The sequence below is a fragment of the Clostridium tetanomorphum genome, from assembly GCF_017873215.1.
In the GTDB taxonomy this organism is placed as follows: domain Bacteria; phylum Bacillota; class Clostridia; order Clostridiales; family Clostridiaceae; genus Clostridium_AO; species Clostridium_AO tetanomorphum.
On sequence record NZ_JAGGKA010000016.1, the window covers coordinates 60,552 to 74,004 of the forward strand.

The window sequence follows — 13,453 nt, forward strand, 5'->3', positions numbered from 1 at the left end:
TATGGAACAGTGGGGTGAAGAAATAATGGGGAATGATAATACTATACAATTTGATGTATTGAAGAGTAAAAAGGATTTAACTAAGGAAATTCTTACTCAAGTTTATGACTCCTTAAAAGAAAAAGGATATAATCCTGTTAATCAAATGGTAGGATATTTAATTTCAGGAGATCCTACATATATTACAAATTTTAATGGAGCAAGAGCTTTAGTTAGAAAATTAGAGAGAGATGAGATTTTAGAAGAAGTAATAAAAAACTATTTAGGGATAAAGTAAAAAAATGCCCTTAAGGGCATTTTTACTTTTAAATTGAGCATAATAAAAGGAGAAGATAATGAGAATATTAGGACTAGATATAGGAGATAGGACTATTGGGGTTGCTTTAAGTGACCCGTTGGGATTAACAGCTCAAGGAATAACTACTATAAGAAGAAAAGGTATAGAAAATGATTTAGAAGAATTAAAAAATATATGTGCTCAATATGGAGTGGAAAAAATAGTTGCAGGATTACCTAAAAATATGAATGGTACTATGGGACCACAAAGCGAAAAAGTTTTGGAGTTTTGTGATATTTTAAAAGAGAGAATTCCCTTAGAAATAATAATGTGGGATGAAAGACTTACTACTGTGGCTGCACATAAAGCTATGCTTGAAGCAGATTTATCTCGTTCGAAGCGTAAAAAGATAGTAGATAAAATTGCAGCTACATATATATTGCAAGGGTATTTAGATAGTATTTATTAAAGAGGTGATAAAATATGGAAAATGATATTACGTCCATTGTATTAACAGATGAAGATGGTGAAGAAATAGAATTTAATGTGGTTACTAAGATGGATATAGAAGATAAAGAATATGTAATAGTAACACCAAAACATGAAGACACAGATGAGGCAATAGCCTTAAGAATAGATAAAGATGAAGATGGAAATGATGTATTGGTTACAGTAGATGATGATCAGGAGTTTGCCATTGTTACTGAGGCATATGAAACTTTATTTGCTGAAGAAGATAGCGAATTAAACTAAGTATATAATGTAAAAGCTATGTTACCTATACATAGCTTTTATTATTTTTATTATTAATGATTATCAATTGACAATATTTTGATGTTACAGTTATAATTAGGTGTATCAATTTTAATATTATATGAAATGAGGTATCCGTATGGGAAAGCTTTCTTATGAAGAAATAGAAAAATTAAAAGATTCTTTAAAAGAAAAAGGATATAAACTTACTCCTCAAAGAAGAGCAATTGTAGATATAATCATTAAGAATCAAGGAAGTCATTTAACTACAGAAGAACTATATAATTTGGTAAAAAAGGAATGCCCGGAAATAGGGTTAGCAACAGTTTATAGAACAGTGCTTTTACTGGAAGAGATGGGCATAATAACAAAATTAGATTTAAACGATGGATGTAGTAGATATGAATTAGTTCATCAAGATGAAAATCATCAGCATCATCATCTTATATGTACTGAATGCGGCAAGGTTATAGAAGTAGAAGGGGACTTACTTGATGTATTAGAAAATAATATAGAAACAAAATATAAATTTAAAATTAAAGATCATAGTGTAAAGTTTTATGGAATATGCAGTGAATGCTCTAACGAGTTAAAATAATAGATGCCTAAAGTAAAAGAATAAAAAAGGAGGGGAGAAATTGAGAAAAGAAAGGGACAAAATAAAAGTTATTCCACTAGGTGGAATAAACGAAATCGGAAAGAACCTAACAGTTATTGAATATAAAAATGATATTATAGTCATTGATTGTGGGCTAAAATTTCCTGATGAAGAAATGCTGGGAATTGATGTAGTAATACCAGATATTAATTATTTAATAAAAAATAGAGAAAGAGTAAAAGGAATATTTCTAACACATGGTCATGAGGACCATATAGGAGCGCTTCCGTATGTGTTAAAAGAATTGAATGTACCAGTTTACGGTACTAAACTTACCTTAGGTATTCTTCAAACTAAGTTGAAAGAGCATAATTTACTGAGTTCTGTAGAATTAAATTGTATAAAATCTAGAGACATTATAAAACTAGATAATACATCAGTAGAATTCATAAGAACTAGCCACAGTATAGCAGACTCAGTAGCTATCGCAATACACACTCCAATGGGAGTAGTGCTTCATACCGGCGATTTTAAAATCGATTATACTCCAATAGATGGTTGTGTAGCGGATTTAGCTAGATTTGCAGAACTTGGCAAGAGAGGCGTCATACTAATGCTGGCTGATAGTACAAATGTAGAAAGAGAAGGATACACTATGTCAGAAAGTACTGTGGGAGAAGCTTTTGAGGAAATTTTTGCTATAGCAACAGGAAGAATAATTGTAGCCACTTTTGCATCCCACATACATAGAATACAGCAGATAATAAGTGCAGCAGAAAAGTATGGGAGAAAAGTTGCTTTCTCAGGAAGAAGTATGGAGAATATTGTAGAAGTTGCAAAGGAATTGGGATATATCGATGCCAAAAATGAAATGTTTATAGATATTGACCTAATAAATAAATACCCTGAGAATAAAATAGTTATAATAACAACAGGAAGCCAGGGGGAACCTATGTCAGCTTTATCTAGAATGGCTACTTCTGAACATAAAAAAGTAAGTATTGTGCCAGGAGATACGGTTATAATTTCAGCTACTCCAATTCCAGGAAATGAAAAATTAATATCAAGAGTTATAAATCAATTGTTTAAAAAGGGTGCTGAAGTTATTTATGAGGCTCTAGCTGACATTCATGTATCCGGTCATGCTTGTAAGGAAGAGCTTAAATTAATGCACACTCTTGTTAAACCAAGATTTTTTATTCCAGTACATGGGGAATATAGACATTTGAAACAACATGGAGAATTGGCTGTAAAACTAGGATTGCCTTCTAAGAATGTAATAATTGCTGACAATGGAGATGTAATAGAAGTAAACAGAGATTTCATTAGAAAAAATGGAGTAGTTACATCAGGTCAAGTATTTGTAGATGGTTTGGGTGTAGGAGATGTTGGTAATATTGTATTAAGAGATAGAAAGCATCTTTCTCAAGATGGAATACTAACAGTAGTTGTTACTATTGAAAAAGAATCTGGTACTGTTATAGCAGGACCAGATATAATTTCTAGAGGTTTTGTATATGTAAGAGAATCAGAGGATTTAATGGAAGAAGCAAGAAACATAGTAAGAGACGCTCTTAAAGAATGTGAAGAAAAACATATAACTGAATGGGCGGCCATAAAGTCAAATATTAAAGATTGTTTAAGAATGTTCTTATATGAAAGAACAAAGAGAAAGCCTATGATACTTCCTATTATTATGGAGATTTAGAATATTAGTGAAGAATTAAGAGTAAATAAATATTCATTCTTAATTCTTCATTGAAATAAAGAAGTTTTTTCATGAATCTATATGATAAAGCACATGAATTAGGTAAAGCTTTAAAGGAATCAGAAGAGGTTATTCAATTAAATAATGTTAGCAAAAAAATTAATAAAAATGATTTAAATAAAAAAATGTTGAATGATTTCAGAAAATTGCAGTATGAAGCTTATTCTGAACAAGTTACTAATGGTAAATTATCCAAGAAAATGGAAGGAAAATTGAAGAATTTAAGTTCAATTATTTCTATGAATCCTGAGATAAATGCTTATTTTCAAGTGGAAATGAGATTTCGAGTGATTTGGGAAGATATAATTAAGATTTTGAATGAAGCTATAGATATTGATTTAACTTTCGGAATAGGTAAATAATTTTACATAAGTTGACTTTTTACGATGGTAATATTAGAATGAATATAATAGCTTGAATTGGGTACTGCTAGGTATCCAATTTTTTTGAGAAAAATTTCAATATTGGGGGAAATAAAATGAATTTATTTACAAGAAATGATATAAGAAATATAGCAATAATAGCTCACGTTGACCATGGTAAGACAACATTAGTAGATGCTATGCTTAAACAAAGCCATGTATTTAGAGAAAATGAAAGAGTACAGGAAAGAGTTATGGATTCAAATGATTTAGAAAAAGAAAGAGGAATAACTATTCTTTCTAAAAATACTTCAGTTATGCATAATGGAGTAAGAATTAATATAGTTGATACTCCAGGTCATGCTGATTTTGGTGGAGAAGTAGAACGTGTTTTAAAAATGGTAGATAGTGTTTTACTTGTAGTAGACTCCTATGAAGGACCAATGCCACAGACAAAATTTGTTTTGAAGAAGGCTTTAGAATTAGATTTAAAACCAATAGTAGTTATAAATAAGATAGATAAACCTGATGCTAGAGCAGAAGAAGTTTTAGATGAAGTATTTGATTTATTTGTAGAATTAGGTGCTTCAGATGAACAGCTAGATTTCCCAATTGCTTATTGTTCAGCAAAACAGGGTATAGCTAAAAGAGAAATTGAAGAAGAAAGTACTAACATGGATCCTTTATTTGATGTTATAATAAAAAATGTAAAAGCACCGGAAGGATATATTGATCAACCTCTTCAAATGTTAGTTACAACTATAGATTCTAATGAATATGTAGGAAGAATAGCTATAGGTAAAATAGAAAGAGGAACTATTAAAAAGAATCAGCAAGTAGCTCTTATAAGAAAAGATGGAAAAGTAGAAAATGTTAAAGTAAGTAGCTTATACATTTATAACGGACTAAAAAGAGAAGAAACAGAAGAAGCAAAGCTTGGAGACATAGTAGCTGTAGCAGGTATTTCAGACATAAATATAGGAGAAACTTTAGCAGACAGCAGTAATCCAGAAGCGCTTCCATTTGTAGACATAGATGAACCTACATTAAGTATGTACTTTATGGTAAATGATTCACCTTTTGCAGGAAAAGAAGGAGATTTTGTAACTTCAAGACACTTAAGAGATAGACTTCAAAAAGAACTTGAAACTAATGTAAGTTTAAAAGTAGAAGAAACAGATTCAGCAGATTGCTTTAAGGTAAGTGGTAGAGGAGAATTACATTTATCAATTCTTATAGAAACTATGAGAAGAGAAGGATATGAATTTCAAGTATCAAAGCCTAGTGTAATATTTAAGGAAGTGGATGGCAAAAAGTTGGAACCTATGGAATATTTGACAATTGATGTACCAGAAGAATTTATGGGGGTTGTAATGGAAAAGTTAGGACCAAGAAAGGCTGAAATGGTTAATATGACTTCAGCAGTAAATGGTTATACTAGATTAGAATTTACAGTTCCAGCAAGAGGACTTATAGGCTTTAGAAATGAATTTATGACTGACACAAAGGGAAATGGTATAATGAACCATATATTTGAAGGTTATGAAGCATATAAAGGCGATATTCCAGAAAGAAGTAGAGGATCTCTAGTAGTATTTGAATCAGGTACAGCAGTAACTTATGGATTATTTAATGCTCAAGAAAGAGGAACTTTATTTATAGGACCGGGAACTGAAGTTTATGAAGGAATGTTAGCAGGAGAATGTTCAAGAGCAGACGATATAGAAGTTAATGTATGTAAGAAAAAACATCTATCAAATACAAGAGCTTCAGGTTCAGATGATGCCTTAAAATTAACTCCAATAACTCCAATGTCATTAGAACAATGTCTTGAGTTTATTGCGTCAGATGAGTTAGTAGAGGTTACTCCTAAAAATATTAGAATGAGAAAGAGAATATTAAATTCAGAGTTAAGAAAAAAAGCAAATAGAAAAAAGTAAATTTTAAATTTACGGAGGGGCTATGAAAAAGGGAAAAGGAATTCTTGTAAGATTTTTTATTGTAATTGTACTTGTAAGTGTATCTGTAACCTTTTATTATAGAAATATTGTAAATCATCCATTTAAGGCAAAAGAAAAAGAAATAGAATTTGATGTGAAAAATGGAGATAGTTTATATAAAGTATTGAATTCCCTTAAAAGCAATAATGAAATAAAGAATTTATATATAGCAAAGTTATATATAAAAAGAAATGGACTAGAAACTACTATAAAACCGGGAAGGTATCAATTAAGTTCTGATATAAATTTAAGTGAACTTGTTAATGCTTTAAATAAGGGTATTTTTAATAAAAATTTAGTTAAGGTTACTATTCCAGAAGGATATGATATAGATAAAATTGCAATTATTCTTCAAAAAAATGGTATTATAAGCAAAGAAGAATTTTTACAAAGCTGTAGACAATATCCTAAACCAAAATATATAAAAAGTATTCATAAAAGTATTCATAATAGAAAGTACGTATTAGAGGGATATCTTTTTCCTGATACTTATGAATTTATAAAGGGTATGAAGGGAAAAGATATAATAAATGTAATGTACAACAGATTTAACAGAGGAATAAATGAATTGAGAAGTAAGTACAATATAGATGATAATGATCTTGATTCAATAATAACATTAGCTTCAATGGTTGAAAGAGAAGCTGAAAGAGATGAAGAGAGAGGAAAAGTAGCTTCTGTTTTCTATAATAGGATAAATAAGAATATGAAGATGGAATCTTGTGCTACAGTACTTTATGCTTTAGGAAAACACAAAGATAAGTTATATTATAGAGATTTAGAAGTGAATTCTCCATATAATACTTATATTGTTAAGGGCTTTCCCCCAGGACCAATATGTAGTCCTGGGTTACCTTCTATTGAAGCAGCTATAAAACCGGATAAAACAGATTATTTGTACTTTGTATCTTATAATAATGGAACTCATTTTTTTACTAATAATTATAATGAGTTTTTAAAAGTAAAGGAAAAAACTCAAGGTAATTAGTTTTATTAGAATGTTAGCTGAGTTTTATTTTAAACAAACCAGGAGGTTGTAATGAGCGGTATTACTTATGATTATATGGAGGAGTATATTAGAGGGCTTATAAAGGAAAATGATCCGATATTAATGGAATTAGAAGAGTATGCTCATAAGAATAATGTTCCAATAATACATAAAGAAGTTGGAAAATTTCTGGAGCTTATGATAAATATAAAGAAGCCAAAGAAGATATTAGAATTAGGAACAGCCATAGGATATTCAGCTATTTTAATGGAAACGGCTTCTAGAGAAAAATGTGAAATTGTAACTGTGGAAAGAGATAAGCAAATGATTTCTATAGCAAAAGAAAATATCAGTAAATACAAATTTGAAGAAAAAATAAAAATAGTAGAAGGCGATTGTTTAGAAGTGCTGGAGAATTTACAGGAAAAATTTGATCTTATCTTTATGGATGCAGGGAAAGGACATTACAACCACTTTCTTCCACATTGTTTAAGGTTATTAGAAGAAGATGGTATTATTATATCAGACAATGTACTTTTTAGAGGAATGATAGCGTCAGATGAATTAGTTAAGAGGAGAAAGATAACCATTGTAAAAAGAATGAGAAAATTTTTAGAGATGGTATCAGATGAGGAATTTATTACTTCAGTAATTCCAATGGGGGATGGAATAGCAGTTACTACAAGGAGGAATAGGGATGAATAAGCCAGAAATATTAGCACCAGCAGGGAATTTGGAAAAATTGAAAACAGCTATAATTTTTGGAGCAGACGCAGTATATCTTGGAGGAAGTAAGCTAAACCTAAGAGCTTTTGCAGATAACTTTACAGATGAAGAATTAAAGGAAGGTATAGAATTTGCTCATAATAGAGGAAAAAAGGTATATGTTACTTTAAATGTTTTTCCTCACAATGAAGATTTAGAAGGATTGGAAGATTATTTAATTAAGCTATATAATTTAAAAGTTGATGCCATAATAGTATCAGATCCAGGTATAATTATGACTGCAAGAGAAGTTGTACCAAATTTAGAGTTGCATTTAAGTACTCAAGCCAATAATGTAAACTGGAAATCAGCCTTATTTTGGTATAAGCAAGGCGTAAAGAGAATAGTTCTTGCCAGAGAAATGTCTTTAGAAGAGATTAAAGAAATGAGGGAAAATATTCCAGAGGATTGTGATATAGAAGCGTTTGTTCATGGTTCAATGTGTATGTCATACTCCGGAAGATGTTTGTTATCTAATTATATGACAGGAAGAGATTCTAATAGGGGTGAATGTGCTCAACCTTGTAGATATAAATATTATTTAATGGAAGAAAAAAGACCAGATCAATATTTTCCAGTGATAGAAGATGAAAAGGGTACTTATATATTTAACTCAAAGGATTTATGTATGATAAATCATATACCACAATTGGTTGAGAGTGGAATAAATTCTTTTAAAATAGAGGGAAGAATGAAAAGTGCTTATTATGTAGCTTCAGTTGTAAAGTCTTATAGAGAAGCATTAGATAGCTATTTTGAAAATCCCCAAAAATATATTTTTAAAAGTGAATGGATGGATAATTTACTAAAAACAAGTCATAGAGCTTATTACACAGGATTTTATTTTAAGGACAGGGAAAGTCAAATATATGAAAACTCATCTTATATTAGGGATTATGATATAGTAGGTATAGTTAGAAGCTATAATAAAGACTTAAAAGAAGCTACTATAGAGCAGAGGAACAAGATTTTTGAAGGTGACACTGTAGAAATTTTACGACCTGTAGGAAAGAACTTTGAAGTTAAGCTTAACAACATAAAGGATAAAGGTGGTAACAAAATAGAAGCCACTCCTGTAGCTCAGATGATTTATACAGCTTATGTAGAGGAAGAACTTAAAGAAAACGATATGTTAATTAAGAGTAAAGGTAAATAATCTACAAGTTTAAGGGGGAAAAAACAAAAAATATGAGGCGTCCAATTCTAATAGGTATAACAGGTGGAACAGGCTCCGGGAAAAGTACTATAGCTAAAGAAATATATAAAAGATTTAATGAAGATTGTTTAGCTATGATAGAGCAAGATTCTTATTATAAGGATCAAAGCCATTTAGCCTTTCAAGATAGAATTAAGACAAATTATGATCATCCAGATGCTTTTGATACTGAACTTTTAGTAGAACATTTAAAAATGCTTTTAAAAGGTGAAAATATAGAAAAGCCAATATATGATTTTGAAGAACATAATAGAAAGAAAGAAACTGTTAAAGTACAATCAAGGGATATAATAATTGTTGAAGGAATACTAGTATTGGAAGAGAAAAATTTAAGAGATTTATTAGACATAAAGATATATGTAGATACAGATGCAGATGTAAGAATAATAAGAAGATTAGTAAGAGATATAAATGAAAGAGGAAGAACTGTAGAGTCTGTTATTAATCAGTATTTAAATGTAGTAAGACCTATGCATATGCAATTTATAGAACCAAGTAAAAGATATGCAGATATCATAATACCAGAAGGTGGTCACAACAAAGTGGCTATTGATGTAATAGTAGGAAATATAAAACAAATGATTCAATATACAGAAGAATAGGAATAAAATACCTCACTTTGGCTAAACTTAAAGTTGAAAGTGAGGTGTTTTTATGAAAAGAGTAAGATGTAATATATTATTACTTGTTTTTATATTTTGCTTTTTTGTCATATATTTAAGGATTATAAATATTCAGTATAATCAGGCTGACGAATTAAGTGTTATTGCTGATTCACAGTATATGTATAAAGAAAGTACAGAAGATTTAAACTATAAATTATTAGATTGTAATGGAGATAATCTTCTTAAATATGATAAAGAGTATAAAGCTGTAATTGTACCTAATGTTTTTATTAAAAATAACATGGATACAGATTATGAAGAGTTTCTAAAATTATTATATATACTAAAAAGTTATAATAGTAAATATGACCTTACAGATAAAAAATACTTAAATAGTAGTGAAAAATTATATTTTGATATAGATAAACAAACTTTTGAAAAATTAAAAGATTTAAAAGGAATAAAAGGATTTTATACTTTTGAATGTTCAAAAGTAAATAGAGAGGAAGCCTGGGGAATAGAAAATTTAATCACAAATCCTAAAAGTTCTAATGATAACTCATATAAACATAAGGATTCCATAGAGATGTACATATATAATAAATTCAAAGACAATAAGGCACCTTCAGTAGATTTTAATGTAGATATAGATGGAAATATTAAAAGAAATGAAGACCAGGTTCCAAATAACAATAAAAATCTTCGTCTAACCATAGATAAGCAACTTCAAGATGATATAAAAGATATATTACAAAATAAATATAATAAATATGAACAAGTTGGAGTAATAGTTATGGATAGCAATAGTGGTAAAATAAAAGCTATGGTTCAAAAAGATGATACCCTTCCTAATATAAATATTGGAGCGGAAACACTCAATGGATTTTTTCCAGGGTCTATATTTAAGACTATAGTATTAGAAGGAGTCTTGGAACAGGGCAATATTTCTACTTCTACCAAATTTAAATGCAATGGAACTCATGAGAACAAAAAGAATAAAAGGGAAAAAGGACATGGAGAATTAAGTGTAAAAGAAGCTTTTGTTGTATCTTGCAATGATATATATTCTCAATTAGGCATAAAGGCCGGATTTCCTAAAATTTATGAATTATGTGAAAAGCAAGGACTTTTTAAAAAAGCAATAGGTTTTGATAGAGAACAAAGTGGAGAATTAGGAATAAAAAATCCTAAAGCAGAGGATGGAAGCTTAGGAATAACTTCTATAGGGCAAAATATAAGAATAACGCCAATAGAAGCTATAGGTATTGTGAATACAGTAATTAATAATGGTAATTATGTAAAACCTCAGATTATTGATGCTTATGTTGATAAAGATAACAAAGAATTACAAACCATAGGAGTAGAAGAAAGTAAAGTAATTTCTCCTTATACTGTTAATACAATAAAAGATATAATGAAAGAAGTTGTAGAAAGAGGTACAGGAAGATTAGCTAAGGTAAAGGGATTAGAGATGGGAGGTAAGACTGGTTCTACAGAGCGTATTGAGGTTATAAAGAGTAAGGACAATAATGAAGAAAAAAAGGAATATTCAGATGGTTGGTTTATTGGATATTTTAAAGCAAAGGATAAATATTATTCTGCTATTGTTTTTGTAAAAAATATAGACAAAAATACTGAAGGGGGAGGAAATACTGCAGCTCCTATATTTAAAGATGTAGTAGAAAAAGTTATAAAATACAAGGGAGAGTAAAATGTATTAATAATAGTGAAATCATATAATTATTTTAATTTAGGATGTATTAAAAAAATGTTATTTTTATAGGAAACAAATACAAGCTATTTTCATAGTATATTAATAAGCACTATTTGGAGGGACAAATGTGTTCTTAGTTAATTGCTTATTAAATATATTTGGAGATAGTATATTTTTAACTGCCTATGTGACGGGAAGCAATTCTTTTCCACAACCTTTAGATGAAGAAGAAGAAAAATATTATTTAACAAAATTAAAGGAAGGAGATGCATTAGCAAAAAATATACTGGTTGAAAGAAATTTAAGATTAGTAGCTCATATAGTAAAGAAATATTCCTATCCAGGAAAAGATGTGGATGATTTAATATCAATTGGCACTGTTGGATTGATCAAAGCTATAGATTCTTTTAACATAGATAAAGGAACTAGGCTTGCTACTTATGCAGCAAAATGTATAGAAAATGAAATATTAATGCTTATAAGAAATAATAAAAAGACAAAGGGAGAAGTATACCTTCAAGATCCAATCGGAGTGGATAAGGAGGGCAATGAAATATCTCTAATGGATGTGTTAAGCAGTGATGAAGACTCAATAATAGAAATAGTAGAAAATAAAATACAAGTAAAAAAATTATACAAAAAAATCGGCAATTCTCTTCAAGAAAGAGAAAGAGCGGTTATAGAGATGAGATATGGATTAGTCGATGGAAAGGCGAAAACTCAAAGAGAAATAGCATCATTACTCGGCATCTCTAGATCATATGTATCTAGGATAGAAAAAAGGGCATTAAAAAAATTATATAAAGAAATGAATGGTAAAATTTAATATATATTTTGAAATCGTAGGAATTTTATAGTAAAATAAGCTTATAATAGTACATTTAATCCTCTTTTTTAGAAACTCTTTAATATTAAGGAAAAACTATTAAATTTTATAAATAATTCACGAATTAATAATATAGTGAGTTAAAGTATGTTTTATAGTTTAGATAGATATAATCTAATTTTATTTTATAAGGAACAGTATTAAATATGAGAGAGACAAATGATTAGAGGAAGTAAGGTTTAAATTATTTACAAAAGAGAGAGGAGAAAGAAATTGATAGAATTAAATACGTTACTAGAAACTACAATAAAAGAAAAGGCATCAGATTTACATCTTACAGTTGGAATATCACCTACTATAAGAGTAAATGGACAATTAACTAATATAAGTAGTGAAAAATTAACTCCTATTGATACAGAAAAATATGCGAGAAAAATATTAGGGGATTTGTATGAAGAATATTGTTCTAAAGGTGAAATGGATACTTCTTTTTCTGTATCGGGACTTGGGAGATTTAGAGTAAATATATTTAAACAAAGAGGAAGCGATGCTGTAGCAATTAGAGTGGTAGGATTAAAGGTTCCAACTTTGAGTGATTTAAATTTTCCACCAATAATAAAAGAATTAACATCTAAGCAAAGAGGATTAGTAATCGTTACAGGTCCTACTGGCAGTGGTAAAAGTACAACTTTAGCTGCAATGATAAATGAAATAAATGCTAATAGGGCTGCTCATATAGTAACTTTAGAAGATCCTATAGAATATTTGCATAAGCACAATAAATCTATAATAAATCAAAGAGAAATAGGAAAGGATACGAAAAGTTATGCTAATGCATTAAAATCCGTTTTAAGAGAAGATCCAGATGTTATTTTGGTTGGAGAGATGAGGGATTTGGAGACAATTTCTGTAGCTATAACAGCTGCAGAAACAGGGCATTTAGTATTTTCTACATTACATACTATAGGTGCAGCAAAGACTGTTGATAGGATCATAGATGTATTTCCTCCATATCAACAGCAACAAATAAAAGTTCAATTAGCAGCTGTGTTAAAGGGAGTGATATCACAGCAGTTAATTCCTAAAATAGATGGTAATGGAAGAGTAGCAGCCCTTGAGGTAATGGTGTCTACTCCAGCTATTCAGAATATGATTAGAGAAGGAAAAACTCATCAGATAGAATCTTCCATACAAACAGGAGCAAAACATGGTATGAAGACTATGGACATGTGCTTAGCAGAATTATATAAAAAGGAACTAATTTCTTATGAAGATGCTATGACTTATTCAGTAGATAAAGAGATGTTAACTAGGATAATTTCATTATAATTTTGCAGGTAAAAGGTAAAAAGGGATCAAAGAGATCCCTTTTTACATAGTTATTTAGAATATCATATAGTCAAACATTTTCATACAAAATTGATTTGATAGTAAAGGTATATTTAATTTTGTATCCTTTTTTTCAGTTTTATTCTTACTATCCACAGAAGAAATTTTTGAATTATTTTTTGATTCGTTAGATTTCATAATAAATCCTCCTTTAATTTTGGTTAAAATTAAAAAGGATTTACCAGAAAGATT

15 protein-coding genes are annotated in these 13,453 nt (G+C 29.3%); 14 read left to right on the top strand and 1 reads right to left on the bottom strand.

Features of this window, described 5'->3' with window-relative positions; all coding sequences use genetic code 11:
• Positions 1-25: 25 nt before the first annotated feature.
• The 14 genes from J2Z24_RS14935 (at position 26) to J2Z24_RS15000 (ending at position 13,201) form a co-directional block, all read left to right on the top strand.
• The gene (locus J2Z24_RS14935; RefSeq protein WP_035145990.1) at positions 26-277 is read left to right on the top strand and encodes an IreB family regulatory phosphoprotein; all 252 of its coding nucleotides are present in this window, start codon (positions 26-28) and stop codon (positions 275-277) included.
• Positions 278-335: 58 nt separating this feature from the next.
• A complete protein-coding gene (gene ruvX, locus J2Z24_RS14940) occupies positions 336-746 on the top strand; it encodes a Holliday junction resolvase RuvX (RefSeq protein ID WP_035145993.1) in 411 nt (136 codons plus the stop codon).
• A gap of 14 nt (positions 747-760) precedes the next feature.
• Positions 761-1,030, top strand: coding sequence for a DUF1292 domain-containing protein (locus J2Z24_RS14945; RefSeq protein WP_035145995.1), 270 nt, complete (start codon positions 761-763; stop codon positions 1,028-1,030).
• 139 nt (positions 1,031-1,169) lie between these two features.
• The gene (locus tag J2Z24_RS14950; RefSeq protein WP_035145996.1) at positions 1,170-1,628 is read left to right on the top strand and encodes a Fur family transcriptional regulator; all 459 of its coding nucleotides are present in this window, start codon (positions 1,170-1,172) and stop codon (positions 1,626-1,628) included.
• Between the two features lie 40 nt (positions 1,629-1,668).
• Entirely contained in the window at positions 1,669-3,336 is a 1,668-nt protein-coding gene (locus tag J2Z24_RS14955) for a ribonuclease J (protein ID WP_035145999.1), read from the top strand.
• Positions 3,337-3,407: 71 nt separating this feature from the next.
• Positions 3,408-3,758: a YlbF family regulator gene (locus J2Z24_RS14960; RefSeq protein WP_035146001.1), complete on the top strand. Its 351-nt coding sequence runs from the start codon at positions 3,408-3,410 to the stop codon at positions 3,756-3,758.
• 116 nt (positions 3,759-3,874) lie between these two features.
• Positions 3,875-5,698 (top strand): translational GTPase TypA, encoded by a 1,824-nt coding sequence (typA, locus tag J2Z24_RS14965; protein ID WP_035146005.1) that lies wholly within the window; start codon positions 3,875-3,877, stop codon positions 5,696-5,698.
• Between the two features lie 22 nt (positions 5,699-5,720).
• Positions 5,721-6,746, top strand: a complete 1,026-nt coding sequence (mltG, locus tag J2Z24_RS14970) for an endolytic transglycosylase MltG (protein ID WP_035146007.1) — start codon at positions 5,721-5,723, stop codon at positions 6,744-6,746.
• A 51-nt stretch (positions 6,747-6,797) separates the two neighbouring features.
• Complete coding sequence (locus J2Z24_RS14975; protein ID WP_035146010.1) at positions 6,798-7,451, top strand: O-methyltransferase; 654 nt, start codon at positions 6,798-6,800, stop codon at positions 7,449-7,451.
• Positions 7,444-8,667, top strand: a complete 1,224-nt coding sequence (locus J2Z24_RS14980) for a peptidase U32 family protein (protein ID WP_035146013.1) — start codon at positions 7,444-7,446, stop codon at positions 8,665-8,667. The genes J2Z24_RS14975 and J2Z24_RS14980 overlap by 8 nt, the downstream gene beginning before the upstream one ends.
• Positions 8,668-8,699: 32 nt before the next feature.
• A complete protein-coding gene (gene udk, locus J2Z24_RS14985; protein WP_035146015.1) occupies positions 8,700-9,329 on the top strand; it encodes a uridine kinase in 630 nt (209 codons plus the stop codon).
• A gap of 52 nt (positions 9,330-9,381) precedes the next feature.
• Positions 9,382-11,043: a peptidoglycan D,D-transpeptidase FtsI family protein gene (locus J2Z24_RS14990; RefSeq protein ID WP_035146018.1), complete on the top strand. Its 1,662-nt coding sequence runs from the start codon at positions 9,382-9,384 to the stop codon at positions 11,041-11,043.
• Positions 11,044-11,173: 130 nt separating this feature from the next.
• A complete protein-coding gene (sigK, locus tag J2Z24_RS14995; protein WP_035146020.1) occupies positions 11,174-11,872 on the top strand; it encodes an RNA polymerase sporulation sigma factor SigK in 699 nt (232 codons plus the stop codon).
• Positions 11,873-12,145: 273 nt separating this feature from the next.
• Positions 12,146-13,201: a type IV pilus twitching motility protein PilT gene (locus J2Z24_RS15000; RefSeq protein ID WP_035146021.1), complete on the top strand. Its 1,056-nt coding sequence runs from the start codon at positions 12,146-12,148 to the stop codon at positions 13,199-13,201.
• Positions 13,202-13,255: 54 nt separating this feature from the next.
• Here the strand turns inward: J2Z24_RS15000 and J2Z24_RS15005 are convergent, their stop codons facing one another.
• Positions 13,256-13,399, bottom strand: a complete 144-nt coding sequence (locus tag J2Z24_RS15005) for a hypothetical protein (RefSeq protein WP_156950190.1) — start codon at positions 13,397-13,399, stop codon at positions 13,256-13,258.
• Between the last annotated feature and the right edge of the window lie 54 nt (positions 13,400-13,453).

Coding starts and splice junctions, on each gene's coding strand:
- J2Z24_RS14935 (WP_035145990.1), top strand. CDS start 26: ATGGGGAATGATAATACTATACAATTTGATGTATTGAAGAGTAAAAAG.
- ruvX (WP_035145993.1), top strand. CDS start 336: ATGAGAATATTAGGACTAGATATAGGAGATAGGACTATTGGGGTTGCT.
- J2Z24_RS14945 (WP_035145995.1), top strand. CDS start 761: ATGGAAAATGATATTACGTCCATTGTATTAACAGATGAAGATGGTGAA.
- J2Z24_RS14950 (WP_035145996.1), top strand. CDS start 1,170: ATGGGAAAGCTTTCTTATGAAGAAATAGAAAAATTAAAAGATTCTTTA.
- J2Z24_RS14960 (WP_035146001.1), top strand. CDS start 3,408: ATGAATCTATATGATAAAGCACATGAATTAGGTAAAGCTTTAAAGGAA.
- typA (WP_035146005.1), top strand. CDS start 3,875: ATGAATTTATTTACAAGAAATGATATAAGAAATATAGCAATAATAGCT.
- mltG (WP_035146007.1), top strand. CDS start 5,721: ATGAAAAAGGGAAAAGGAATTCTTGTAAGATTTTTTATTGTAATTGTA.
- J2Z24_RS14975 (WP_035146010.1), top strand. CDS start 6,798: ATGAGCGGTATTACTTATGATTATATGGAGGAGTATATTAGAGGGCTT.
- J2Z24_RS14980 (WP_035146013.1), top strand. CDS start 7,444: ATGAATAAGCCAGAAATATTAGCACCAGCAGGGAATTTGGAAAAATTG.
- udk (WP_035146015.1), top strand. CDS start 8,700: ATGAGGCGTCCAATTCTAATAGGTATAACAGGTGGAACAGGCTCCGGG.
- J2Z24_RS14990 (WP_035146018.1), top strand. CDS start 9,382: ATGAAAAGAGTAAGATGTAATATATTATTACTTGTTTTTATATTTTGC.
- J2Z24_RS15005 (WP_156950190.1), bottom strand. CDS start 13,399: ATGAAATCTAACGAATCAAAAAATAATTCAAAAATTTCTTCTGTGGAT.